The organism is Pedobacter endophyticus (genome assembly GCF_015679185.1).
Classification (GTDB): Bacteria; Bacteroidota; Bacteroidia; order Sphingobacteriales; family Sphingobacteriaceae; genus Pedobacter; species Pedobacter endophyticus.
Window position 1 is genome coordinate 4842196 of the sequence record NZ_CP064939.1, and the last position, 25724, is coordinate 4867919.

The window sequence follows — 25724 nt, forward strand, 5'->3', positions numbered from 1 at the left end:
TTCTAAAAGATTATACAAGCTGAATCCATCATTGCTTTGGATGAGTTTTGCGTGCTCCCATTTTTCAAGAGCAAACCTGTGATTTGTAGCGCTTCTTCATTGGTTTTTGTCAGCACACAGGTTGTACCTTTAAGGTCAGTTGCAAGTATATCACGCACAAGTGGGGTTATGAGGTTGCCGCTATGGTAGCGAACCAATTTTATTTTTCCATTGTCAGTTTGCCGGGCAATAATGGGCGTTGCTTTTAAGCGATCGCTAATGTGCTGTACAAATCGGTTAGAAAAATCTACTAAATTGCTTTTGCTTCTGTAATTCTCAACCAATTCATGTTTGGCAGCTTTGTTTGCTTTGATAAATTGTTCAAGATATTTTGAACTAGCTCCTCTAAACTCATAGATGTTTTGGTCATCATCGCCGACAGCAATAACCCTCATTTCCTCGTTTTGCTCCATCAAAGTATTTACAAGGTTGAATTCATCTTCATCCATGTCTTGCGCTTCATCAATCACCAAAACGGTCTTTGTTATTCGATTTTGTTCAACGTCTCTATTCTTGATTTTTTCGATCGTCTTTTTTAAAATCGCATCCGATTTTTCTAAATTTCCAACCCTGCCCAATAGGTCAAAACAGTAGGAGTGAAAGGTTTTTATATCGATGTACAGCGCTACATTTCCAATCAGATTCAGAAGCCGCTTTTTAAACTCTGTTGCTGCTGCTCTGGAAAATGTAAGCATAAGCAGATGCTCAGTTTTTACATCTTCCATCAAAAGTAACGAGGCAAGTTTATGAACCAACACCTTTGTTTTACCACTTCCGGGCCCGGCAGCCACAACAATGTGCCTGGTTTCGTTATCGTTAATAATTTTAAGTTGGGTTGGAGAAAGCTCCCCAAATAACTGCCTAAACTTGGCCGGGGTTATGTTACGTTTAATTTCATTCTGTCGGCTGCCCTTAAAATATTTGTTCAGGAACGAGCTGTAATTTAACTGAAAATAATCTTCTACAAACTGTAGGGCATCCTTGTAGTTTTTCACCATCTTCTTCGCATATTCACCGATGATATGGATTTGCTGGATCTTATTTTCGTAATGCTGACGTAGCTTTTCGTAATCCTCAACTTTATATCGCTTTTTATTGTCTTGTTCAAGCCGCTCAATAGTTAACCGGTTGTACACGACTAAAAAACCACCTTCGATCTTGATGGCTTCAATTCTTGATAGATAAAAAAGCGAATCTTCAATATCTTCAACAGACACCTGTATCTGAAAAAGGGTGGAGCGCTTTTCAAATTCTGCTTTTAGTTGCTGAATTGAAAACTCAACCAAGACTTCTTCTTTCCCTGCATCGATCTCTGAAACATTTTGGTTGCTTTTTTCGTAAAGAAATTCGACAATGAACGTTGCCAACTCGTGCCTTTTCTTCAATTTTTCCTTTAAAATTTCTTTAGGCTGCAAGTAAACCACCGCAATATGATTTTTTGAATGCTTGGTGCTCTGTCGCTTGATCCATTTTGTTATTGCCCAAAAATTAATAATCGTTTTAATCTTATTTGCGCTTACATCTTGGAGCCCTTTTTCTTCGGCCTCTTCATTTAAGGCCTTGATGTCAAGCTCCTTTTCTTCTTCCTCAAATACAGGAAGCAAGAAATTTTCAATCTTTCCGAAGGATTCAACAATGGCGAGCGAGCGATTTTTGTTTTCTCCTTTTTTGATAAATGCGGTTAAATCTTTGGCATCAGCTAATATCTTTTCTTCGCGAAGCAGGTTTATGATATTGATCACATCCTTTTTTTCCATTTCCAAATGGTCGCTGATGTAATCAATCCTCGATTCGGCTACCTCATCAGTTGCCTGCTTTCTGCTCTTGCTTGAAAAAAGCTTTTTGATGATCCTGATTCCTTTTTCCTTTTGCTTTTCATCAAACTTCTCCGAAAGCCTGATCTTCTCTATTGCTTCTTGTGCATTTTTTGAAAGAATACTATTGGCAAAAACCCTCGGCATATTTTGTCCCCGCTTCAAGTATCCAGCCTCTTCCAAGGCCGAAATGGCCGTTTTTACCCTTGTTTCTATCTCATCAACATTATCATCCCAACCTGCTTTTCGTGCAATTTCCAAGGCAGACTGAGAAACCGTTGATCGAAATCTGGTTATTTCCTTTATCGCTTTCCAAACCTGCTGAATTTCTTTGATGGAGAGTTTGGTTTGATTCAGCAGGATGAAGTGTTTGCTCAAATCTTCTTCGTCAAACAAAACGTAACAATCTGCAACAAGATTTTCATCCCGACCTGCCCTTCCGGCTTCTTGAACGTAGTTTTCAAGCGAGTCAGAAATATCATAGTGAATTACCATGCCAACGTCTTTTTTGTCAACGCCCATCCCAAAAGCAGAGGTGGCAACTATTATTGAAACCTCGCCCGATATGAAGGCATTTTGGTTGGCAATTTTTTCTTGCGCATCCAATTTGCCGTGATAGGGTTTTGCATTAAGGCCGTCTTCGGTTAGTTTCTTCGCAAGCAGAAAAGCTTTTCGCGTTCTTGAAACATAAACGATAGTGGGGCAGGCTTTCGCCTCAATTAAATCTCTTACTGCTTCATATTTATGTTCTTTTTCTTTCTCAAAAACCTTGTACTGAAGATTTGTTCTCGATGCTTTTGATGTAAAAAGTTCGAGGTCGAGCGAAAGCTTTTCCTTGAAGTAATTACGAATATCTTCAATTACGTTTTGTTTTGCTGTTGCGGTGAAGCACGAAACGGGGATTGCGTCTTCTAGGTTCTTCTTTTCCTGAATTGCCCGGATGAAATCGCCGATGTACAAATAATCAACTCTAAATTCCTGCCCCCACGAAGAAAAACAATGGGCCTCATCAATAACAAATCGGACAATTTTCCTTCCTAAAATCAGTCGCTCAATTGTTCTCGAACGTAACGACTCGGGTGAAATATATAGCATTGTGGCCGAGCCATCTTCAACCCGCTCAATCGACTTTGTTCTTTCAACAGCATCCAATGAGCCGTTTATGGTAACTGCGTCGGTAATTCCAACCTTTTCGAGATTGTCGACCTGATCTTTCATCAGCGATTGCAGCGGCGAAATTACAACTGTTAATCCTTTTGAACATTCTCCGCTCATCAAGGCGGGTACTTGAAAGGTGATCGACTTTCCGCCACCCGTCGGGAAAACGGCAAGTATCGATTTATTGTCAACAGCCGCCTGAACTGCTTTTTCTTGCAAAGGTTCTTCACCATACGTTCTGAATGAATCAAAGCCGAAAAATCGTTTTAAGCCTTTATGAATGTTTAATGCGTTATTGCAGTAGAGGCAGCCGCTTATACAGGGTTGGTTCCGTAAACGGAACATGATTCGTTCTACTTCTAGATAGTTTTTTAATACCCAAGGCGGTGTTATCGAATTTGTTTTGTTGTGCTTAATAAATGAGCTTACGAGGGATAGGCAGTAGGCGAGTTCAATTGGATGTTCTGATATTAGCTTGGCGAGATTCACTTTTTCGCAAATTTCGTTTTTGAACTTTTGATAAATCAGGTGCTCGGCATTTGTGCTTTGGCATTTAAAATCAATAAAGCGGAAAAATGCTCGAAACTCCTTTTCGTCTTTCAACAGTGAAAAGAGGATTTGCTTCAGCGTGTCGTCAATTTGCTTGAAAGCGGCAATTTCATCGTGAAATAAGTCTTTTGCCTTAATTGCATCATTCAAAGGATTGTTTGTGTCTTCTGATTGTAGCTTATCGTCCTTTACCAGCGAATGATACGGGTTGGTAGGGAAGAGCAATGGCGAAAGATACAAGGTATCGATGATGTTTGCAGTATTTATTCCAGCACTGCTGATGGCTTTGCCGATGTACTTGATGTCGTGGTTAAGAATGTTATGTCCGCAAATAAATTCTGTTCCCCTTACAAAATAGGCAAACTCAGCAGCCGAAGCTTTATGGAAATAATTTCCATCACCCTTAACGCATCCAATGTCGAGGATTTTTTGGCTATTTGGCTCAATTTCGGTATCAACGAAAGCAATCGATTTCATCTGTTTCCTAAATGTAAATAAAAATTACAATAAATCACTATTATGAATACAATTGGCATTTGTTTTCAAGTCTTCTCGTACCGACTGAATTGATGAGCCTGATATCTTTTCGAACGAAAATACCGGTCTGATTGTAACATTATGCATCAGTACCTATCAAACCCCAAATCAACCTCTTTACTAATATGGGAAGCATGAAAATATCTACTTACAAAAAAATCGAGTGGACAACACTGGGGCTAGCTTTGGCAATGATCTTACTTGTTATCATCAACCAATCGCCACAATTTAAAACCTTGTTGTTTTCGGCCCGCTCTGTGCCCATTATTTTGACTTTGAGCCTTGTTTTGTTTGCAATTAGCCTTTACTGCCAGGTAAAACCAAAGTTTAAAAGGAAAGACTTATTTTCGAAACTCAATTACCGCCGATTTTGCTACTTTATAGGGTTGATCATCCTGGTTGTGTATGCTTGGATTAATCACTAAAGAACGCGATTTTGCCAGCGAACGCCGATAACCTTTTGCTTGCTAATTAATCAATTTATTTATCCTTACTTAAGTTTAAGGCTCTTTGTATCCGCGGCCGATTATATCGTTGAAGAAGAACCGGATACACATTTAACAATACATTTAGCACGAGTAACGGTAACGATTTGACAATCCCATATTTGATCGCCACAAAAACAGTAAACCCGAAAACGATGAACATAATAATGAGGTGTCCTAATTCATCTTGTTTCGTTTTATAAAGTAGGTATGTTAATGCCTCGTTGTTCTTTTTTACCGGTTTGGCTTGCTTATTCAGTTTTTCCCAACCCAACCAAACCAGTAGTTTCCTGTAAAAGTCTATTCCGAACGACTTATATGCTTTTCCTCTTTTTTCCCAGGCTTTTTCATTAAAATACGAAGATTTAAACTGACTTTTCAGTGTTTCGGTAAAGGTAAGTACACATGCCATCAGCAAAAAGTTTAAGGCTACCGCGAATGAAAATCGGTCGACGGCGATATAGCGTACGAGGGTATAAATCAGGGCAATGCTAACTACTGCGATAAAAACTAAGATCGAGAGTTTCTTCATTTGGTGTTTCTGTTTCTTTGTTCAGCTGGGGTATCGGTTATGTGGACAAAATATTGGACAGCACGCAATCAAATTCTTGAATAGATTATCTTTCTACTAAATAATTAAGTTCAATTACTCCACAACTAAATTGTTGAGAAGCAGGCATTAATTTCAGTTGTATTTTGTCTTTAACGTTTACAAACAATGGAATGCCCTGACCTAAAACAATTGGGTTCACGAACAACCAGTAACCATCAATTAAATCTTGTTCAATGAGTGAATGTGTTGCGGTAGGACTGCCGAAAAGCAAAATATCTTCACCCTCCTGTTGTTTTATTTCATTAATCCGCCCCGCAATGTTATCGGCGATAATTGTTGTATTGGTTAAGCCCTCGCTTTTTATTGTTGCCGACAAAACAACTTTATGCACCTGGTTGTACCACTTAGCATGTTCAATGTCGTGCTTACTGGCTTCTGGCTGATCAGCTGCAGTGGGCCAGTAACTTTCCATCATCTGATAAGTCACCCGGCCGTACATTGAAATATCGCCTCTGCTGATGCGCTTGCCCACATGGTCAAAAATTTCCTGGTCAACTTTAATCCAGTTCATTTCTCCGTTCGGGCCTGCCACAAAACCATCAAGCGATATGTGCATAAATGAAATTATTTTTCTCATGTCGTTTTGAAATTATGGAATGTATAAGTAACGGGTCGTCTCACACGGCAAATTTTTATTCTTTTGTAAACGTAAATTTTCCTCCGCCTTGTTTTAACACCATTGTTTTCTCTGTCGGATTAAACTCCAATTCAATTCCTGCCGGATCAAATTTAAACTTGTCTGCTGCCGTTGCCTTAAGCGGAAATGGTGATTGCCCGGTTGCTTGCGCCGATAGTGTTTTGTTGTTTTTTGATAGGGTAATTTTCATCGGAATTTGTTGTGAGGAATAAACGCCCAAATATTTGTCCAAATCCTTTGAAGTTAGTTCTATTGTCGAAAAATCCGGAATTTTATAGGACCTGCCGAAAACTGCACTTAGCACCGCGATGGAGATATCATTATTGTTGACGTCAGTTCCGTTTGATGTTAGTGCATAAGAAATATTTCTATCCGAAAAGTGAGAGAAAACCGAGCTAAACCCATCGATGCCGCCTGTGTGCCCATAGCCAATGTTATTGTAAAAAGGGATTTGAAATAGCCCGCTTCCATAATGGTCTTTAATTGTTTTCATCATTTCAACGCTTTCGGGTTTTAGCAGTTTCCCGTTGAAAAGGGCGTCGCTAAATTTCACCAAATCGCCTGGCGTCGATACCACTCCGCCTGCACCAAGTGGAATAGAAATGTCAGTTTCTGATTCAGTTTTCCAGCCTTCCGTAAATCGATACGATTTGCTTTCGTTTTTATTGGTGTTTATCTTACCTCCGAGATAAGTGTTCGTTAATCCAACAGGTTGCGTAATATGCTGTGCTAAAAGCTTGTTGAATGGTTTGTTGAAGCATTTTTGAAGTATATAAGTGAGCAGCACAAAGTTCGAATTGCTGTAAGCAGCCTTGGCATCAGGCTCGAAATCGCTACCCCCTTTTGTAATGATCTGAATCATTTCTTTCTCTGTCTTTGGTTGGGTGTTCCAGGTCAGATATCCGTCATCGTCGGTAAAATTGTGTATACCGCTTCGGTGGCTAAGCAAGTGTTTTACGGTAATTTTATCCGCATTTTTTATAGCCGGAAAATATTTATCGATCGTTTGATTTAAGGCGAGTTTCTTTTCTTCGACGGCTTTAAAAACTAAAACCGAAGTGAATGTTTTGGAGATGGAACCAATTCGGTATTTTGTGTTTTCATTTGCTTTTATTCCCGCTTCAACATCGGCAAAACCAACTGCTTTCGAATAAATGATCGCTCCATTTTTTGAAACGGCAACACTGCCCATAAACTTGTTGTTTGTTTCAAGGGCCTTGAAGTAGGTATCGAGTTTGGCCGTGTCGATATTTTGTGCACAAACTGATAGACTAAAGATTGCAATTAGCAGCGTTGTAAAAATTGTTTGCCTCATTTTTTGTTTGGTTTAGTTTTGAGCGTTGATTTAGATAGTTTCAACCAGCAGGTCTCTGCCAATATGGTTGTTATCATTCGTTTTTACCCTGTCCTTAAAATTTTTTCCATCTTTTTTCCTTTTGCTAATTCGTCAACTAACTTGTCAAGATACCTTACTTGTTTTGTTAACGTATTTTCAATTTCTTCTATCCTGTAGCCACAAATAACCCCTTTAATCAAATCAGCGTTTGGATTTAAATTTGCCTTATTAAAAAAGGTTTCAAAATTCGCCTTTTCTTCAATTAATTCGTTAATCTTGTTGTTGTCGAAGCCAGTCAGCCATTCAATCACCTGGTTCAATTCATCTTTCGTTCTTCCCTTTTTCTCAACTTTAACAATGTAATGTGGGTACACAGAAGCGAAGGTCATCTTGGCAATTCGCTCGTTATGTTCGGGTGTTACTTTCATTTTAATCGTTCTAATTTTCCTTTGCGTTTTACAATGTTTTTATAGTCCCATTGAATTTCTTTAGATTTTTCAAGCCATTGATTTAAGTCTTCTACTTTAATATTTTTCGCATTGTCATAAAAAATGGAAGCGTCCTTGAATTTCTTGCCTTCAATATTCAAACCGTTTTCATTAAAGTCAGCTCCGCTCCAAAACATAAGTCTTATCCCTTTTTTCTGTTTGCTATATCCAACAATTGGATTATCATCAATAAACCAAACGGGGTGTGCGTGCCAAATTTTACTTTCCGCTTCTGGCAATTCCTTGTCTATTGCATTAGCCAGAAGATCGCAGATTTCTTTGTCTGTTGCTGTTTGCTGGTAGTTATATGTTTTAATTTCGTTGTTCATCTACTGTCGATTGCTGAACTGTATGTTGTACTTATTCTACGGTAGCTGCATAAAACTTGCTCCAATAACTTTCAGCGAGTCGTCAAAGCGTTTCCAAACTCTAAAATAGCGAAATTTTCCTGCTAATGGCGTTCCCATAACTTTTCCTTTCGCTGTCATTGTTACGATTGAAAGTGCGGTATCGCCCGTTATTTTAATGTCGTTAATTTCTGTCGAAGCGTCTTCAATAACCATTATTTTCGCTCTATGTGAGTTCAAGTCCATTTCTTTGGTTAAAATTTCTCCTGTTGGAGCAACTGCAATCAAATCATCGTGTAATAGTTGGTCGAGAATTTCAACCTCGCTTATTAATTGAGCCGAAAAAAGTCTGTCTTCTGCTTCAACAACATCTTCTCTGGTAATTTGTGGTTTAGCCATATTGTAATGGTTTTTTTCGCTCGTATTTTATTTTATTGATCGCTGTTTCAGCGGCCATTTAAATTTCTGCTTAAAACCGAGTACTTTGTTTCTTTTACCAATATTACAAATTTCGTTTCGATTAAAGATGTTTAGTGATATAAACAATCTTTGGTTTTTGTGTTCGGTTTGAGTGGCTCGGGGAACGATGAACCAAGTAGGAGGGATGGGACTTTTTATTCGTTTAATCGGTGTTTTAATCCATGCGTTCGGGTAAAATTCTGACAAATTCGATTCCTTAATTATCGATCAATGGAATATAATGTGCCTTCGGGAATGTGAACCACATTTTTGTTTATTTATTCTTTACCGATTCAGGATTTTCACCAACCCCTTTTTAGTGTTAGCGTTAATATTTATCTGCCAGTTGGAGCACAAACATTAGAATTGGCACCCTTCCGAGCCCTGCCGCTAAACTTAGTAATTAATTACTAATATGCACTGCGCCCGATATCAAAAATTAGCAAAATCATAGCCGTTTCTAGCACGACTCTATTCGGCCTCACGATTGCGTAGTAATTGTTTTGACGCCTCAACCGATGCTTTATTATAGCTCTTGGCATTGTCGAGCTTTTCTTTTAGTTGTCTGGTTGTATGATTCTTGAAAGTTGCTTTATAATGGGAAACTTCATTTTCAAAGTTTTGGGTAACAGCAGCACGCTTTTCTGATATTTCTTTTTGGATCTTTAGGTATGGAAAAAATCTAAAATAAGTGTGTGTTATGACGAACGGTGGATTTTGAATGTCAATCATTAAGCATGTCAATTGGAAGCGTAGTCCATTGTCTAATTTTATAGTTATGTAGCCATATGGTGTCCAAGGAGTGAATCGTCTTCCTAGGCGGTCAATTCTATTTCGGTAATTTAAACCTAAATGCTGCTCTATACTAATTATACTTGAATAGTTATAGCAGTGTCGTCTTCCATGTTCAATTACAGTTAATTTATTTTGGCTTTCATTTACAATGAGTTTTTGTCCAAAAGTTTTTATGTAGTAAGTGAGGTGCAAATACATTGCCGGAGCAATAAACATCAATAATAGGGGAAGGGCCCCCAAGAGAAATGCATTTAGGTTAAAACTTTGTTGCTGACTTGTCAGGATCAAATAAAAAACACCAAACGAAACACCAGAACTGATGAGGACAAACTTTAAAGATTTAATGTGAAAGATCAATTTGGTTCTATAGGTCTTTTCCATGATTCATCTTGTGAGTTAAAAATTTATGTTCGTTTAAAAAAGTTAAATAATCCCAAAAGGTTTCGTTTGTTCAGTGCTATAGAGTTGCCTAAAATGTTCTATGGCTTGCTCTACGGTGGGGCTTTTCAAAGCACCATCGGTTAAGCTACCACAAATGTTTATTCGAGGTTGAAAAGTAATAAAATATCAAAGCGTAAACAAACGGATGTAATACTAAAGCGCCGTTATCATCGTAATTAAAAAAAAGGTCCCAATTTTCATCGGGACCTTTAAATATTTAATTCAACTTTTTATATCTAATTCGCTTCGGTGCTACATCGCCAAGTCGTTTTTTACGCTTCTCCTCATAATCAGAGTAATTACCCTCAAAAAAGTACACTTCGGAGTTTCCCTCAAAAGCGAGAATATGCGTACAAATCCGATCTAAAAACCACCTGTCGTGACTAATCACCACGGCACAACCGCCAAAGTTCTCCAAAGCTTCTTCTAACGCCCGTAGCGTATTTACATCAATATCGTTAGTCGGCTCATCGAGTAAAAGTACATTTGCACCTTTTTTCAAGGTAATGGCCAAATGAACCCGATTGCGCTCTCCACCAGACAGTACACCTACTTTTTTCTGTTGATCGCCGCCGTTAAAGTTGAACTTCGACACATAAGCACGACCATTTACTGCTTTATTGCCCAGTTGAATATTATCCAATCCATCGGTAATATTCTCGTAAACAGTTTTATCAGCATCTAAATCGTTGTGCATTTGATCTACATAACCCAGCTCAACCGTTTCGCCCACGCGGAAAGTTCCGTTGTCGGCTTCCTCCTGACCAGTAATCAGACGGAACAGCGTGGTTTTACCCGCACCATTGGGACCAATAATACCCACAATGCCTGCCGGCGGAAGCGAAAAATTTAAGTTATCAAATAATACCTTATCGCCATAAGCCTTGGTTACATTGGTAGCTTCGATTACCACATTGCCCAAACGTGGCCCCGCAGGGATGAAAAGCTCCAATTTATCTTCTCTTTCTCTGCCATCTTCCGAAGCCAGTTTATCATAGTTTGCCAAACGGGCCTTCGATTTTGCATGTCGTGCCTTTGGAGCCATGCGCACCCATTCCAATTCGCGTTCGAGTGTTTTCTGACGCTTACTCTCGGTTTTTTCCTCTTGCGATAGACGTTTGGCCTTTTGATCTAACCAACTACTGTAATTCCCTTTCCACGGAATACCTTCACCGCGATCTAACTCTAAGATCCAGCCTGCAACATTATCCAGGAAGTAACGATCGTGAGTTACTGCGATTACGGTACCTTCATAGTTCTGCAGGAATTGCTCTAACCAGTCGATACTTTCCGCATCCAAGTGGTTGGTTGGCTCATCCAGTAATAAAACATCGGGTTTTTGCAACAGCAAACGACACATAGCCACGCGGCGACGCTCACCCCCTGAAAGTACACCGATTTTTGTTTCAGGATCGGGACAACGTAAAGCGTCCATCGCTCTTTCTAACCTCGAATCTATTTCCCAGGCGCCCAAGGCATCAATTTTATCCTGAAGTTCGCCTTGTCTGGCCATTAGTTTATCCATCGCATCAGGATCCGAATAATTTTCTTCTAATCCGAAAGCTTCATTCACTTCTTCATATTCTTTCAAAATGGCTGTGATTTCGGCAACGCCTTCTTCAACCACCTCACGAACGGTTTTTTCAGGGTCGAGAATCGGCTCTTGCGCCAAATAGCCTACCGAATAGCCCGGCGAAAAAACCACTTCGCCCTGATAAGACTTATCTAAACCAGCAATAATCTTTAATAAAGATGACTTACCGGAGCCATTTAAACCGATAACGCCGATTTTAGCACCGTAAAAAAAGGAAAGGTAAATATTTTTTAAAACCTGTTTTTGTGGCGGGTAAATCTTGTTTACGCCTGCCATTGAAAAGATTATTTTTTCGTCGGACATATTATTTTATTTAAGTTACAAATATAAAAACAACGCGTCCATTACAAAGTGGTTTGTTGTAATCGTCCGAGTAATGGCAGGCAATGCATTTCCGCTGGCCGAGATTTGCAGTTCTATCGCTGGTCTTAGCGAGACGCTAAGACGAGATTGTTTGAACTTAATAACATCAAACTTGAACTTAATAACTGCTTGTTTGAACCTAATAACATCAAAATTGAACTTATTATCTTCTAACTTGAACTTAATAGCATCAAACTTGAACTTAATAACTGCTAATTTGAACTTAATAACCTCGAAGTTGAACCTAATAGCTTTGAATTCGAGCCTAATAGCATCGAACACGAGCCTGATAACCTGAGTTCGATTATTATTTTATTTAAAAAAGTAGTTTAACCACATTCCCCAACCACCACGTCATTCCCACGCCCGCCTGACCGGACGGGCAGGAATGCTATTAAGTTAGGTAAAACATTATCATTAGGGTTTTGTCATTCTGAGCGCACCGCCCGCCTGACCGGACGGGCAGGAAGAATCCCTAACTTATCGGCACAAAACCCAACGTACCCTACAACCCGCTCACGTTTTGGGCTGTGGGATGTTAGCGTTCGGTTTTTTATCGCTTGGAGATTCTTCCCCGAAGTATCGGGGCAGGCTATACCGACCATTGACATTTTCTGAAAACATTAAAAGACCGTCATTTCGACCAAAGTGCTCCAAAGGAGCTCCTGTGGAGGAGAAATCTTTGAGCCTTGCGGAAAGATTTCTCGGCTACGCTCGAAATGACGACCTCTCTTAGGAATATTCTTTTAAAATAACGTCATTCATATTGATTTTTTTGAAAAATATTAAAATTCAGAATGACGACAAAAGAGCTTAACTTAATAGTATTGGGACGGGTAGGCAAGTGGTCCGGTACGTATATTGGATTAATGCATTGTGCTATTCTCTGCATTAAGACCCCCAGTCAAGCTGAGGGTGACGACCGGTCATGTTAAATAGCAGGTAAAACCCAATAAGAGGACGTTTATTAATCGAACTCCACCCTAATAACCGCCAACTCCACCCTAATAGCAAGCTTCAACAATTCAATACTAGTTTACAACTTAAATTGCAGCGTAATATAATAAGTTCTCGGGTCGGAAGGCAAAATTCCCGGCCCGGGGTAACCGTCGGCTCTACGGGTAAAATATTTTTCGTTTAAAAGGTTGTTAATGCTGCCCGAAAGAGTAAACCATTTCCACTTATAACTTGCACTGAAATCCATTACCTGGTAAGCGGGCACTAACCCATCAACGGCTGTGTCAGTTTTTTCTGCATTGGTAGCATCAGAGTATTGCTGGTCAACGTATGAGTATTGAAGCGAAAGGTTATACGTTTTGTTGCCGAACGATGCACCTGTACGAAACAAAAGTGGAGGAACAAACTCAACCTGATTATCTTGAATTGCCGTTTCTGTAGAATTGATATAACGGGCATCGATTAAGGCGAAGTTAGTATAAACTGAAAGCTTGTGTTTGCTCTGGCCATGGGTAATTGCCTTTAAAATATCGGCCTCTATCAAGCTTTCAAAGCCGATATTTCTGCTATCGGCAATGTTTGCCCTAACGCGACGGCTCAAACTATCAGAATCTTTTTTAAATACCGATCCAATCCTTCCGTTGTAACGCAGGTAAAAAACACTCAGGTCATAATACATCCATTCTTTCAGGTTGCCCCGAAGCCCGCCATCGGCAGTATAGCCGAATTCGTCGCTTAAGTTAGCGTCCACACGGGCATTTGGATTAACTACCCTGATATCGTTAAAGTTAACGGACTTATAGTTTTGAGAAATGTTTGCATAAATCTCTAATTCATCAATCGGTTTGTAAGACGTTCCAACACCAAAAAATACAAACGAGCGATTGTTTTCTTTATGCTCGAGGTTTTTAATCGGGGGAGTGGTAACAAAGCGCAATTTCTCATAGTAATAGCCATCCGCTTTCGTACAAATATACTCAAATCGTACACCCGGCGTAATGCTCCATCGGTTAGTTATTCTAAAAATATTTTCGGTAAAGGCAGCTACGTTGGTTCCGGGGAAGTTAAACTTCGATTTACTGGCTTCATTTCCCGCATAATTGAAAGTAGGGCCAGAGCCGTCATCCGCATCGCCCTGCGCTCTGTCGGTACTGCCCCGATAAAACCGCACACCCGTTAAAAGCGAATTGTTTTTCATGTCCATTAAACCGTAATTATGCAGTAGCCGAAGCTCGGAACCAAAGTTGTTGTACGTGTCAGAAAGTAGATCCCTTGCCAGGCCATCATCTGGCCGGTTAATGTAATTGAGCACGCCCAGCGCATCGCGACCGGCATGCAGATAAAAATTCCGCCAGTTTAATTTGGTGCGTTCGCCTAACTGGTAATCGGCCGAAAGGCTAAATAGATTCCAGTTTACCTTAAACCAGTTTCTGGCCCGTACGGAGACAGCAGGATCAAGTGCAAAATCATTATCGGTAAGCCCGCCGGGTTGCTGAGCCAGGTAGTTCATGTGCGTATACTCTGCCGTTAGCTTTAGTTTATCACTAAAATCATAATCGAGATGCGCATAGGCACTTTTTTGATCAAAATGCCCGTTGGGTCGCCAATTATCGCCGCGTTTATATTGGTAGTAGATGTAATAGTTTAGTTTGTTCGCCTGCCCGCCAATGCTGTTAAATGAATTGAAAAAACCGAATGAGCCTGCAGTTTGCCTGCTGGTAAACTCGATTTCCTTATCCTTTGGCCCTTTTTTTAGCTGAAAATTAATGAGCCCGCCAAACTGCGTACCATATTGCAAACTAGCCGCACCACGCACAATCTCGATCCGATCAAGCGCCTCAGTAGGCGGGGTGTAATAACTTTCGGGGTAGCCTAAAGCATCGGCACTGATGTCGTAACCATTTTGGCGGGTGTTAAAGTTCGATACGCGGCTGGGATTAAGCCCGCGACCGCCAATGCCCAGTTGCAGGCCGCCACCATCGTAGTCCCAAATATTTAAACCCGCAACACGGGCATAAATCTGCCTGGCGTTGTTGGTTGCCATATTGGCATTGATGTTAGCAAGATTGATTACTTCGGTTTTTTTGCCTGCATAAATCGCCGTTCCCTCTACCTGCCTCAATTTGCCCGATGCGCCCTCGTTCTTCGCAGTAACATCTACATCGGCCAATTCGTGCGACTCCTCATCCGCAAGATCGAAATTGAGGATGAGATCCTTGTTTTTTATGATAAATGCCTTTACAAGCGTTTTTGCGCCAACGGCGGTTACTTTTATTTGGTAAGTGCCGGGAGCAAGCCCGTCAAAAAGATATTCGCCGTTTGCCCGGCTTGCGGTTTTAAGGTTTACGGGCAAAAGTGTCAGGCTAGCTGCCTCAACGCGGTTTTGATGCAAAGTGACGTGCCCCGATATTTTGAATTGTGCCTGAGCGAAAGTTGCGCTCAAAAGAAAAAGTGTGGTAAAAAATCTTCTCATTTACTGTTTTTATAAAAGGGTAGAATCCATTGCACATGGCCGAAGCTTAACTGTTGGCTTGCCAGATCAATATTAGGATCGATGAAAGGCTGGGAGCGACGGCCATTTAGTGCTACAAAGCCCTCGGCAAAAATTTTTGGATCTTTTATGCCTTTTTTTTGGTATTCGGCCTTCAAAAAGTGAGCGTAACGGATAATCATATCGGGTTGCGTGCTCATCATTTTTTCTTGCTGCGGCGTTAAGTATCTGGTGTTGTCAACCTCGAAGGTTTTTCCGGTTTTACTTTCTTTAACATAAAAAAAGGTGTTGCCCGATTTTTCCATCAACATTACCCGCCACGAAAACCGGTAACCTTCCTCGTACCAGAAAAGATGGCCAGGATACAATAAAAACCGCAAAGGAACAACAACTTGAATAACAAAGTACATGGTAAGCACCACGCTTAGAAACCTGGCTTGTATTACGGGCAGCAGTTTTGCTGGATTGATTGGGAAAATAGCCCGTCGGCGCACTCCAAGTAACTTATCGTGAAACGTGCTGCTAAAAAAAAATAAGCTCGAAAGCATCATCACATACGGAAACATACCAATTGCGGGGAAGAATATCGCCGTACAAATGTGAAATCCAAGTACAGCTACAAAGGCATAATTCCGTGTTCGTTTGTGGATCAAAAAGAATGGGATCAAAAGATCGTAGGCTGCACCAAACCAGCTAAAAAGGTAGGCCACCCACTCTTTGTACATCAATTGGCCCACCAAAGGCAAGTGGCTTTTGGCTGGAAGCCAGATTTTCATGGGGATGGCTTCCAACATCCATTCGGGAGTGAGTTTGGCCAGACCGGCAAAAAAATAAACAATTGCCATTTGCAGCCTGATTACGCCAACAATCCACAGCGGAACATGAGTTATTTTTCTTTGGGGCGAAAACCAGATATCAACCGATTTGCAACGGCCAGCGGGCAACAAAATGAGCAAAAAGGCTACAATGCTTACAAAATAATAGTGGTTAAGGTAATTAGTTACATCAATCAATTCTACGTAGGTAAAGCTGAGGAAGAACAAAATGGCCGAAAAACGATAAAGCAAGCCCAGCATAATGCCAATTGCCGATAGTCCCATAATTAAGAAAAGCAGGTGCATGCCCGTTTCACCAAGGGGTTTTACCCACTCAAAACCCATATAGGTAAAATAGAACTGCGGCTTTACATAGAGGCTGTCGATCCATCCATTTGCCCAAAAGCGAAGGGTGCTAAAGAGCATCAATGCACCAAAAATTATCCTAAAAGTTATTAATGGAGAAATGGATATTGGTCGGTTGATCTTTTCCAACCAATTATCCGTAGCGCCATTTTTATTAGGAGACAGAAATTTAGTCGCCATCGTTATCCGTGTACGTAATTCTTACACTCAATGCAGAGGCCATATCCGTTTTCAACGCGGTTAATAAAATTTGGATGTCTTTATAAGCTGCATCAACGGCAGGTTTGTTATTGGTTAACGAGTTTGCCAATGGCTCGGGAATGGCCTTGAGTTTGGCAATAGTGTTATCAAAGTAGCTAAGAATATCGGTATTGAGCTTTTCTTTTTTAAGCGCTATTAAGTAGGCTGAAATGCCATTGCCCGAACTGCCGCCAACATATAAACGCTTTAAATTTGTTAGGTTCTCAATAGCAAGACTTAATGATATACCCGAATAGTAACCCTCGAGTTTAGTTTCAAAAACCACCCCGGCCGATTGTTTCCCATACGGCCAGCCAATTCTTGGTCCTTTTAGCTGATCCATTTCGTAAGCAAACTGATTTACCATGTAGCCGATTGGGCTTCCGGCGTCGGATTTTGTATTGGCAACAAACTGGCTGCGGTAGCTGCTCTTCCAATTGGTAAGTACGCCCGAAGTAAGCGATTGCATGCGGGCCATCACATCCTGAATATATTTTTTGCGGTTCGCACTTCCCGAATCATTCAATTGGGTAACGGCATCGCTCGCGAAGAGCAGATAATCGAGCGCCGGAAAGCCCTGCTGATTAGCCGTTGCTGTAGCCTGAAGGTCGTAAGTGCCCGATTGGATTGACGATTCTATTTTAACCAGGTCCGAATCATCGTTGGTCATTGCCGGCAAGGTGTTCAAAAAATTATTTAACAGCACCGTTTCTGCAGGGCCGAACTGGCTAAAGGAAACGCGTTCGAAACTGAGGTAGGCCGTTTTAAAAACCGCTTTTAGCGTTTGTTGGTTGGCCTCGGTTGGGTTGCCTAAAAAACTGTTTATGGCCGTATTCAATGTGTTTAATTGTGTTTGCAGATCGGTGTAGGCCGGAATAATCAGGTTATCGGCATAATTTTGAAGCATTGCTGTTTTATCAAAGTTATTTACCACAGGCTCGTCGCTGGGCGAGCTTTTCTTGCTGCATGCACAAAGTATTGTAATGGCGCTGATTACAAAGCCGAAAAGTATTTTTTTGTTCATTTAATATCGTTTATAGATTGTTTGAAACACCTTATTCGAGATATCATTAAATGTCAAACTCCCCGTGCTTTTATGTGGCACAGGGAGCTGACTAGATATGATGATTTTCCTAGTCTGGGAGTCCGTAGCTTGTTTTTAAAATCAAAGCGGCTTGCTTAAGTTTTGTAAAGCCATTTTCGTTTATTAGAGCGTAAGCATCATTGGTACTGATAATATTGTACAAAGTGGTGTAATCTGCGTCAGACAATTTGCTGGTTGCTTTTACGCGATATTTTAATGCAATAACAAAACCATAAGCTTCTGATAAGTAATGCGCTTGAATGCCTAACTTACCAACATTTTTTGATTCTTGTGGAATAGTAACATAGGCATAAGCTGCATTGGCTGCCAGTTTTTCCCAAGTGGCCTGAATATCAGTAATTGCCTGATCGCGTACCTTTACATCTTTAGCAGCAATAGCAGCACGGCCCTTTAAAAAAGCATTGAAGATAATTTTCCCGGCCTCGATGTTTTTTCCTCTTTCTGCTAAATACCCTCCCCAAAGCGCAGGTTTCTTTGGAAATGAAAGACTTTTTAAAGGCTCAGCATCGTAATTTTTTTCAGGGGTATAATCCGTTGGTACTGCCAAATAACCAAAAGCCTCATCCCAGTGTTGTTGTTGGGTTGCAATAGTTGCATCAGAACGCACAGCAGAAAGCAAATCCATTGCCTGCTTAAAGAAAAGGCTGCCCATCATACCTTTTGTGGTAATCTGGCCGTATTCGTAGCCATTAGTGCCAACAATAATCTTGCTTGTGGCGGATCTTTCGATGTAACCTTCAGTTCCTTCACTAGCCATTACGTCATTTTTTTGACTATTTTTTACCAATTCATCAATATAACCCTTAAATGCCGTTGCATCAGCGGTTTTATCAGCAAGTTTTAATCCCGAAGTATTTAAAGCTGCGTTTGCAAAAGGATTGTTGGTATTATTGAAGAGATTGGTTGCTTTTACAGCATCGAGTTTTGTACTTGTAGCACTTTTCATAAAACCATCTAACTCCAACATCATGCTTACCCTTGTGGCAGATGAGGCGTAGTTTGCGCCCGAAAAATTATAAGTTGCAGGCACATCATAGGGCAGAATAACTTCTTCAGTAGTTTTATCTTTTTTACAAGCACTAAAAAGCGTGGCGGCAAGTAGCATTCCACCGGCCAATTTTTTGATTTCCATTTTTCAATTTAATTTAATAAGTTATTTTGATTAAGTCTAAATAAATCCTAACCTTGTTGCAAAGATTAATATCGTTTCTAAAGAATTTCTAAAGAATCGATCGCTTTGAAGTTTTTTTTAAAAATTCTGACCATGAAACTCTTATTTGTTGAAGATGAGCCAATTCTTTTAGAAAGAATGATCAGTTATTTTGCCGGGGTAGGCTGTATTTGCGAGCAGGCAAAGAATTTTGATCAGGCCGTGGTGAAAATCAATTCGCATAAATATGATGGCATTGTACTGGATATCGGTTTGCCTGACGGAAGTGGCATGGATTTGATTCCGGAAATCAAGCTGTCGCAAAGCGGCACCGGAATTGTGATTATTTCGGCCAACGCCTCGCTAGCGGATAAGGTGGATGGGCTAAACCTTGGTGCCGACGATTATTTAACTAAGCCATTTTATCTGGAGGAACTGAATGCACGAATAAATGCCCTGTACCGGCGCAAAACATTAAAAGGCGATGATGTGATCACGTTCGATGATTTTGCGATCAATATTGATGCACGTGAGCTATATTATAATGACAGTTTGATTAGGTTAACAAAAAAAGAATTTGAGCTGCTTATTTATTTTGTGACCAACAAAAACAGACTGGTAGGAAAAATCTCCATTGCAGAACACATTTGGGGCGATAGTTATAGCAATGCCGATAACTTCGATGCCATTTATGTTCATTTGGTTAACCTACGCAAAAAGCTGATGCAGGCCAGTGGTAATGATTACATTAAAACAATTTGGGGAATGGGGTATAAGTTTATTGGCTAACCGAACGTTTAGCTGTTACCGTGCTGGTGGGGGCTCGAGCTGGTCGAGATCAATAATCTTGCTTTTTTGAAAACAAAAACGATTAAACAGCGGTTAAATTTACTAAGGCTTAAGTAGTTGAAAGCAGTAATAATATAAAAACGGCTTTTACGGAAACCCTTGCAAATAATGTCACTAAAATTGCGGGTATCTGTCAAAAGTTGTAAATTGCTTCTGCGAACTATCACAATTTGTCAGTTTCTGGAAGGGGCAAAATCCTTACAATTAGCCGACAATAACGCATCAACAAAAAAAGCTTGTATAAAAATCCCTATTTAAAACTTATAAATCACTTATTTCGTAAATATATTTAAGTGTTTAATTGCATATGGTTACTTTATTTTTTTGCCGTAAGCAAGTTCAGGGCCCTTTTATCCACCAGTATGGCGCAATTGTTGATAAAAATAAACAAAACAGCAGGTACGCTTTTATGATTTTATTTATAGTTTAGGGACGTAGCTGTTAAGAAAGGTATTATGGAAGCAAAATTTTCACCACAGGTTAAAGATGTAATCTCTTTTAGTAGGGAGGAAGCGCTCCGTTTAGGACATGATTACATCGGAACCGAACATTTATTACTGGGCCTCATTCGCGAAGGCGATGGCATGGCCATAAAAATTTTACGATCGTTAGGGGTAGATACCGGGAAGTTACGCCGTTCAATTGAAGATGCTGTTCGTGGCACCTCAAGTGTTACCGTAAACTTAGGTAATATACCGTTGACCAAACAAGCAGAAAAGGTTTTAAAGATTACTTACTTAGAAGCAAAAATATTTAAAAGCGATTTAATTGGTACTGAGCATTTATTGCTGTCTGTTTTGAGAGATGATGACAACATCGCCTCCCAAATATTATTGCAGTATGGCGTTACCTACGATGTTTTTAAACAAGAAGTTGAGGTAAATAAAAACGGTTTCAGAGACGACATTTCAAACAGTGCGTCGACTGGGGGCGATGATGATTACCGCGAGGAAGAAAGCTTCAGTACACCTAAAAAGGTTTCGGATATCAAATCGAAAACGCCTGTTTTGGATAACTTCGGTCGCGATTTAACCAAGGCAGCCGAAGAAGGCCGTTTAGACCCGATTGTGGGACGTGAGAAAGAAATTGAGCGTGTTTCGCAAATTTTATCCCGCCGTAAAAAGAACAACCCCATCTTAATTGGTGAGCCAGGAGTGGGTAAATCGGCTATTGCCGAAGGGTTAGCTTTGCGCATTGTTCAGCGTAAAGTGTCGCGTGTGCTTTTTGGCAAACGTGTAGTTACGCTGGATTTGGCTTCGTTAGTGGCAGGTACAAAATACCGTGGCCAGTTTGAAGAGCGTATGAAAGCGGTTATGAACGAGCTTGAAAAATCGACCGATGTGATTTTATTTATCGATGAGATTCATACGATTGTTGGCGCAGGTGGCGCATCGGGTTCGCTTGATGCTTCGAACATGTTTAAACCAGCACTGGCCAGAGGCGAAATTCAATGTATTGGTGCCACAACTTTAGATGAGTATCGCCAATACATCGAAAAAGATGGCGCTTTAGATCGTCGTTTCCAAAAAGTAATGGTAGAGCCGGCAACGCCTGATGAAACCATCGAAATTTTAACCCGAATTAAAGATAAATATGAGGAACACCACGGTGTAACTTATACGCAGGAAGCCATTGAGGCCTGCGTTAACTTAACTTCGCGTTATATTTCAGATCGCTTTTTGCCAGATAAGGCTATTGATGCTTTAGACGAGGCTGGATCGAGAGTGCATTTAACCAACATCCATGTTCCACAAAATATTATCGATATTGAAGCAAAAATCGAGGATATTAAGCTGGAGAAAAATAAGGTTGTTCGTAGTCAGAAATATGAAGAAGCCGCTAAACTTCGCGATACTGAGAAAAATCTGATCGAAGAATTGGATAAAGCGAAAGCGGAATGGGAAGCAGAAACAAAAACCAAACGTTACGAGGTATCAGAAGATAATGTAGCCGAGGTTGTGGCCATGATGACTGGGATTCCGGTGCAACGTGTTGGCCAAACTGATAGCCAGAAGCTATTGAATATGTACGATAAAGTGGCCGAAAAAATTATTGGTCAGGATGATGCCATCAAGAAATTAACCAAGGCCATTCAACGTACAAGAGCCGGATTAAAAGATCCTAAAAAACCAATTGGTTCGTTCATTTTCCTCGGCCCAACTGGCGTAGGTAAAACAGAATTAGCAAAAGAACTGGCCCGTTTCATGTTCGATAGTGACGATTCGCTCATCCAGATCGACATGAGTGAATACATGGAGAAATTCGCTGTATCGCGTTTGGTGGGAGCGCCTCCGGGTTATGTAGGTTACGAAGAAGGTGGACAGTTGACTGAAAAAGTTAGGCGTAAACCGTATGCTGTAATCTTATTGGATGAGATTGAAAAGGCTCACCCTGATGTATTTAATATCTTGTTGCAAGTGTTGGATGAAGGTCAGTTAACGGATAGTTTAGGCCGAAAAGTCGATTTCAGAAACACGATCATCATCATGACATCAAACATTGGTGCCCGTCAGTTGAAAGATTTTGGTCAAGGTGTAGGTTTCTCTACTTCTGCCAAAACCAATCAGGCAGAGCAACACAGTCGTGGCGTAATTGAAAGTGCTTTAAAACGTGCTTTTGCTCCTGAGTTCTTAAACCGTGTTGATGATGTGGTTGTATTTAACAGCTTGGGTAAAGAAGAAATCTTTAGAATTATCGATATTGAATTGAAAGCTTTATTTGGTCGCGTTCATACCTTAGGTTATGAAATTGCCTTAACTGATAATGCGAAGGAATATATTGCTGATAAAGGTTTCGACAGCAATTTTGGTGCTCGTCCGCTAAAAAGAGCCATTCAGAAATACCTCGAAGATCCAATTGCCGAGGAGATTTTGAAAGGTGAGCTCACCGAAGGGGATGTACTTGAAATTGATTACGACAAGGAAAAGGAACTGATCGCAGTGAATCATAAAAAAGGCGAAAAAAAGAAAGAAGAGCCTAAAAAAGAAGAAGATTCTTCGAATAAATAACATGAAGCTCCCGATTAATATCGGGAGCTTTTTGGTTTAAAAGCACTTTCTTAAATGCTTTTCAACTTATCGTTAATAAAAGTAAAAAGTGCGTTTGTTAAGCATTAACGACAGTTTTCTTATTCTAAAAATTTTATTTTCACAACTTTTTTGTTTATATTGTGGGTATTTATCCGTAATATTATGAAAAAGAAAATCGTCCCAACGATGTGCATAGCGGCGCTCTGCCTTTTCGCATCGTGCAGTAAGAGAAATGATTGCTGCGAAATTAAACCCGAAACAAAAGAAGAAATCGAATATAAAGTCAATAGTAACATCGACAACGATTTGTTGTTAAAAATGGTTAACGATATAAGGACGGCTGGCTGTAATTGCGGTAGTAGTATTATGCCTCCCGTACCTGCCATAACCTGGAATCACCTGCTTACTGCCGCGGCAATTAATCAGGTCTCGTACATGGCTGCGGCGAAAACGCTTACACACACTTCTGCAAATGGTGGCAGCGTGGGCGATCGGGTTACGGCAACGGGTTACAAGTGGCGGGCCGTTGGCGAAAACATTGCTGTTGGGCAAAAGAGCGAGCAGGAAGTGTTTAACGCCTGGCTCAAGAGCGAGGGGCATTGTAAAAACATCATGAACGCCGCATTTAAGGAAATGGGCGCTGCAAAAGTTGATAGTTACTGGTCGCAGGTGTTTGGTACTGCACTATAAAACAGCGCTGAGAACTGTTCTTTACAACAAATTTTCAAGTGCCCTAAAATAGTTTTCGTAGTTGTTGGGATGTGTATTCAGAAAGAGGAACGGTTCTATCAGCTCGAGTTCCATCAATAGAAATTGGTTGTTTACAAAAGTGCCGTCAACTCTGGCATACAGGCAATTTTTAGCAAATTGATCAACGTAGGCTTGTGCGGTCTGAATGAGATCGTTGGCAGGTTGTTGCGGGTGTACAGAACCCCCGTGCGCAGGCTGAACCCTGAAATCCCCTTTCTTGGCCTGTTTAACCAGCGAGTGGCTATAAACACCGTTGAAGAAAACAAACGACCATTCGCCTTCTTCCAAAATTTCGTTTAAAAACGGTTGGATGATGTAATCCTCATCAATTAATAGTTTGGAAAGCTTTGTGTTTATCTCGTCTACATTTTCTGGAGTCACTTTGAAGGTATTTTTGGCACCGCCGCTGATACATGGCTTTACAATCAGTCGGTTTGCTTCGAACTTTTGAAAAAATTGTTTCAGATCAACTTTTTCGCCCTTACTTATAAAATGACAAGGGATAATCTTTAAACCTGCATCGGCAATTTCTGCCAGATAGTGTTTGTCTGCATTCCACCTTACAATACTAACTGGGTTTAGTAGTTTGATGTTTTTTTGCTCCAACAGATCGAGCCATTCATAAAAGTCGCTAATCAGATCGAAGTAGTCCCAGGGAGATTTTAAAATGGCTACGCTATAATTTTCCCAGTTAACCGAACGATCGTTCCAGATAACCATTTCTATATCAAGGCCTTTAGATTTTAAAAAGATTAATAATTTGTCATCTTCACTCTCTACAGTATCAGAATCATAGGCGCCAGTATCGTGGTAAATTATTAAAGCAATTTTCATGGTTTAAAACTAGTTCTTATCCGCTAAATGAGCAAGGGAAATTTGCAATGGGCAATTACCACTCACCCTCTTTTGGCAGTTGGGTTTTGGCGCTCTGCGTTTCATAGCTTGGGGATCCTTCGTTACACCCAGGATGACAGCGTTAAGAAACCTGTCATCCTAACTCCTTTGTTTTTATAAAACTGACCTCTGAGGATGACAACCGTTCATAACTAACGCCATAAAAGTTTGGCTCTCATTTTCGACCATCACCCAATTACAATGCACTTTCAAGATGCGTCCGCAGGATAGGTGTTTGGGATTAGACAAAAAAACAATTGAACAATTAAACAATAAAGCTTTAAAAAAGAGATATTTGATCGCTTGGCACTTTAAACAGACTATGATCTAAAATAATATCCTTCACATTTAAGCCGTTTAATCGGCAGTGCAGGCGAAAGTTATCCCTGATCATTTGTGCAATATTTCCGTCGCCACGCATCCGGTCGCCAAATCTGCTATCGTTTACCTTGCCGCTGTGGCAGCTCTGTATCATGTGCCAAACTTTGTCAAACCGATCAGGGAAATTCTTTTTCAGCCAGTCTTCAAATATCTGGGCAATAGCGCCATTTAACCTGACCACCGTGTAGCCTGCTTTAGTGGCACCTGCATTGGCGACGGCCTTTAAAATTTTGGGTATTTCGTGGTCGCTCAGGCCCGGCACAAGCGGTGCAACCATCACTCCGGTGGGAATTCCAACTTTACTGAGTTCCTCAACAATCTTTAATCTTTGTTTTGCGGTAGTTGTTCTCGGTTCCATTACCTGTCGCAAATCTTCGTTCAAACTGTTTATTGAAACATATACCATGCAAAGGTTCAGCTTGGCCATTTCTTGCAAAATATCCTGATCTCGGAGAATGAGCGAGTTCTTGGTAATCATCCCGATGGGCTGTTTGTATTCCAGTGCAATCTCGAGCAATTGACGTGTCAATTTGAATTTTCTTTCTGCAGGCTGGTAACAGTCGGTATTGCCCGATAGTGAAATTGTGCTTGCATCCCATCCTTTTCTTTCAAGGAATTTTTTAAAAAGAACCGGTGCATCTTTTTTAACGATTATTTTTCGCTCAAATTCTAAACCTGCACTATAGCCCCAATACTGATGCGAATTTCGGGCGTAGCAATAGGTACAACCGTGCTCGCAACCCTGGTAGGGGTTTAACGAATAGGCCATGCCAACATCAGGACTATCAACCTTGTTTACAATAGTTTTAGAATCCTCGAATATAAAGGAGGTTTTCCGGTCACTTTCTTCCCAATCATCAATTCCTTCATCATGTTCCTTCACGTAAACATCTTTTAGAAATTTATTGTGCGGGTTAACCTGTGCACCTCTGCCTTTAAAATATTGTTTTTCTCCCTCGCCAGTCATGGTTTAAAATTACTAATATTTTTAGTAATTCGAATGAGAAACTTTTAAACATAAATGGATTTGATATAAAGTCAT

19 protein-coding genes are annotated in these 25724 nt (G+C 40.4%); 4 read left to right on the top strand and 15 right to left on the bottom strand.

Annotated elements, in window-relative coordinates; genetic code table 11:
* Positions 1-2: 2 nt before the first annotated feature.
* The gene (locus IZT61_RS19840; RefSeq protein WP_230383779.1) at positions 3-4037 is read right to left on the bottom strand and encodes a RecQ family ATP-dependent DNA helicase; all 4035 of its coding nucleotides are present in this window, start codon (positions 4035-4037) and stop codon (positions 3-5) included.
* Between the two features lie 194 nt (positions 4038-4231).
* On the opposite strand from IZT61_RS19840, the gene IZT61_RS19845 reads away from it, so the two are divergent.
* The gene (locus IZT61_RS19845; protein ID WP_196098739.1) at positions 4232-4522 is read left to right on the top strand and encodes a hypothetical protein; all 291 of its coding nucleotides are present in this window, start codon (positions 4232-4234) and stop codon (positions 4520-4522) included.
* Between the two features lie 55 nt (positions 4523-4577).
* On the opposite strand, the gene IZT61_RS19850 is transcribed toward IZT61_RS19845, so the two are convergent.
* The 12 genes from IZT61_RS19850 to IZT61_RS19905 all read right to left on the bottom strand — a co-directional run bounded on the left by IZT61_RS19850 (position 4578) and on the right by IZT61_RS19905 (position 18761).
* The gene (locus IZT61_RS19850) at positions 4578-5114 is read right to left on the bottom strand and encodes a glycosyl-4,4'-diaponeurosporenoate acyltransferase CrtO family protein (RefSeq protein ID WP_196098740.1); all 537 of its coding nucleotides are present in this window, start codon (positions 5112-5114) and stop codon (positions 4578-4580) included.
* An 85-nt stretch (positions 5115-5199) separates the two neighbouring features.
* Complete coding sequence (locus IZT61_RS19855; protein WP_196098741.1) at positions 5200-5772, bottom strand: dihydrofolate reductase family protein; 573 nt, start codon at positions 5770-5772, stop codon at positions 5200-5202.
* Between the two features lie 55 nt (positions 5773-5827).
* A complete protein-coding gene (locus tag IZT61_RS19860) occupies positions 5828-7147 on the bottom strand; it encodes a serine hydrolase domain-containing protein (protein WP_196098742.1) in 1320 nt (439 codons plus the stop codon).
* Between the two features lie 83 nt (positions 7148-7230).
* Positions 7231-7596 (bottom strand): DUF2200 domain-containing protein, encoded by a 366-nt coding sequence (locus IZT61_RS19865; RefSeq protein ID WP_196098743.1) that lies wholly within the window; start codon positions 7594-7596, stop codon positions 7231-7233.
* A complete protein-coding gene (locus IZT61_RS19870) occupies positions 7593-7985 on the bottom strand; it encodes a DUF1801 domain-containing protein (RefSeq protein WP_196098744.1) in 393 nt (130 codons plus the stop codon). The genes IZT61_RS19865 and IZT61_RS19870 overlap by 4 nt, the downstream gene beginning before the upstream one ends.
* 36 nt (positions 7986-8021) lie before the next feature.
* Entirely contained in the window at positions 8022-8402 is a 381-nt protein-coding gene (locus IZT61_RS19875; protein WP_196098745.1) for a nuclear transport factor 2 family protein, read from the bottom strand.
* A gap of 531 nt (positions 8403-8933) precedes the next feature.
* Positions 8934-9638 (bottom strand): hypothetical protein, encoded by a 705-nt coding sequence (locus IZT61_RS19880; RefSeq protein WP_196098746.1) that lies wholly within the window; start codon positions 9636-9638, stop codon positions 8934-8936.
* A 277-nt stretch (positions 9639-9915) separates the two neighbouring features.
* Positions 9916-11595 carry an energy-dependent translational throttle protein EttA gene (ettA, locus tag IZT61_RS19885; protein ID WP_196098747.1) on the bottom strand — a complete coding sequence of 560 codons (1680 nt, stop codon included), beginning with the start codon at positions 11593-11595 and terminating at the stop codon, positions 9916-9918.
* Between the two features lie 1096 nt (positions 11596-12691).
* Positions 12692-15085, bottom strand: coding sequence for a TonB-dependent receptor domain-containing protein (locus IZT61_RS19890; RefSeq protein ID WP_196098748.1), 2394 nt, complete (start codon positions 15083-15085; stop codon positions 12692-12694).
* Positions 15082-16464, bottom strand: coding sequence for an HTTM domain-containing protein (locus IZT61_RS19895; protein ID WP_196098749.1), 1383 nt, complete (start codon positions 16462-16464; stop codon positions 15082-15084). Before IZT61_RS19895 ends, IZT61_RS19890 begins: the two co-directional genes overlap by 4 nt.
* Positions 16454-17548, bottom strand: a complete 1095-nt coding sequence (locus tag IZT61_RS19900) for an imelysin family protein (protein WP_196098750.1) — start codon at positions 17546-17548, stop codon at positions 16454-16456. The genes IZT61_RS19895 and IZT61_RS19900 overlap by 11 nt, the downstream gene beginning before the upstream one ends.
* Positions 17549-17657: 109 nt before the next feature.
* A complete protein-coding gene (locus IZT61_RS19905) occupies positions 17658-18761 on the bottom strand; it encodes a DUF4856 domain-containing protein (protein ID WP_196098751.1) in 1104 nt (367 codons plus the stop codon).
* Between the two features lie 132 nt (positions 18762-18893).
* Between IZT61_RS19905 and IZT61_RS19910 the strand changes: the two genes are divergently transcribed.
* From IZT61_RS19910 to IZT61_RS19920, 3 genes are all read left to right on the top strand, one after another.
* Complete coding sequence (locus IZT61_RS19910) at positions 18894-19568, top strand: response regulator transcription factor (protein ID WP_196098752.1); 675 nt, start codon at positions 18894-18896, stop codon at positions 19566-19568.
* A 515-nt stretch (positions 19569-20083) separates the two neighbouring features.
* The gene (locus IZT61_RS19915; RefSeq protein WP_196098753.1) at positions 20084-22636 is read left to right on the top strand and encodes an ATP-dependent Clp protease ATP-binding subunit; all 2553 of its coding nucleotides are present in this window, start codon (positions 20084-20086) and stop codon (positions 22634-22636) included.
* Between the two features lie 183 nt (positions 22637-22819).
* On the top strand, positions 22820-23347 hold the full coding sequence (locus IZT61_RS19920) for a CAP domain-containing protein (protein WP_196098754.1): 528 nt from the start codon (positions 22820-22822) through the stop codon (positions 23345-23347).
* Between the two features lie 21 nt (positions 23348-23368).
* Here IZT61_RS19920 and IZT61_RS19925 read toward each other — a convergent pair whose 3' ends face one another.
* Both IZT61_RS19925 and IZT61_RS19930 read right to left on the bottom strand, forming a co-directional pair.
* Positions 23369-24241, bottom strand: a complete 873-nt coding sequence (locus IZT61_RS19925) for an ATP-grasp domain-containing protein (protein ID WP_196098755.1) — start codon at positions 24239-24241, stop codon at positions 23369-23371.
* Between the two features lie 340 nt (positions 24242-24581).
* Positions 24582-25649, bottom strand: a complete 1068-nt coding sequence (locus IZT61_RS19930; protein ID WP_196098756.1) for a PA0069 family radical SAM protein — start codon at positions 25647-25649, stop codon at positions 24582-24584.
* Positions 25650-25724 lie beyond the last annotated feature (75 nt).

Excerpts from the sequence above, each read along its gene's own strand:
- IZT61_RS19900 (WP_196098750.1), bottom strand. The coding sequence starts at position 17,548 with ATGAACAAAAAAATACTTTTCGGCTTTGTAATCAGCGCCATTACAATA.
- IZT61_RS19875 (WP_196098745.1), bottom strand. The coding sequence starts at position 8,402 with ATGGCTAAACCACAAATTACCAGAGAAGATGTTGTTGAAGCAGAAGAC.
- ettA (WP_196098747.1), bottom strand. The coding sequence starts at position 11,595 with ATGTCCGACGAAAAAATAATCTTTTCAATGGCAGGCGTAAACAAGATT.
- IZT61_RS19925 (WP_196098755.1), bottom strand. The coding sequence starts at position 24,241 with ATGAAAATTGCTTTAATAATTTACCACGATACTGGCGCCTATGATTCT.
- IZT61_RS19865 (WP_196098743.1), bottom strand. The coding sequence starts at position 7,596 with ATGAAAGTAACACCCGAACATAACGAGCGAATTGCCAAGATGACCTTC.
- IZT61_RS19870 (WP_196098744.1), bottom strand. The coding sequence starts at position 7,985 with ATGAACAACGAAATTAAAACATATAACTACCAGCAAACAGCAACAGAC.
- IZT61_RS19915 (WP_196098753.1), top strand. The coding sequence starts at position 20,084 with ATGGAAGCAAAATTTTCACCACAGGTTAAAGATGTAATCTCTTTTAGT.
- IZT61_RS19860 (WP_196098742.1), bottom strand. The coding sequence starts at position 7,147 with ATGAGGCAAACAATTTTTACAACGCTGCTAATTGCAATCTTTAGTCTA.
- IZT61_RS19930 (WP_196098756.1), bottom strand. The coding sequence starts at position 25,649 with ATGACTGGCGAGGGAGAAAAACAATATTTTAAAGGCAGAGGTGCACAG.
- IZT61_RS19880 (WP_196098746.1), bottom strand. The coding sequence starts at position 9,638 with ATGGAAAAGACCTATAGAACCAAATTGATCTTTCACATTAAATCTTTA.
- IZT61_RS19905 (WP_196098751.1), bottom strand. The coding sequence starts at position 18,761 with ATGGAAATCAAAAAATTGGCCGGTGGAATGCTACTTGCCGCCACGCTT.
- IZT61_RS19845 (WP_196098739.1), top strand. The coding sequence starts at position 4,232 with ATGAAAATATCTACTTACAAAAAAATCGAGTGGACAACACTGGGGCTA.
- IZT61_RS19855 (WP_196098741.1), bottom strand. The coding sequence starts at position 5,772 with ATGAGAAAAATAATTTCATTTATGCACATATCGCTTGATGGTTTTGTG.
- IZT61_RS19910 (WP_196098752.1), top strand. The coding sequence starts at position 18,894 with ATGAAACTCTTATTTGTTGAAGATGAGCCAATTCTTTTAGAAAGAATG.
- IZT61_RS19920 (WP_196098754.1), top strand. The coding sequence starts at position 22,820 with ATGAAAAAGAAAATCGTCCCAACGATGTGCATAGCGGCGCTCTGCCTT.
- IZT61_RS19890 (WP_196098748.1), bottom strand. The coding sequence starts at position 15,085 with ATGAGAAGATTTTTTACCACACTTTTTCTTTTGAGCGCAACTTTCGCT.
- IZT61_RS19840 (WP_230383779.1), bottom strand. The coding sequence starts at position 4,037 with ATGAAATCGATTGCTTTCGTTGATACCGAAATTGAGCCAAATAGCCAA.
- IZT61_RS19850 (WP_196098740.1), bottom strand. The coding sequence starts at position 5,114 with ATGAAGAAACTCTCGATCTTAGTTTTTATCGCAGTAGTTAGCATTGCC.
- IZT61_RS19895 (WP_196098749.1), bottom strand. The coding sequence starts at position 16,464 with ATGGCGACTAAATTTCTGTCTCCTAATAAAAATGGCGCTACGGATAAT.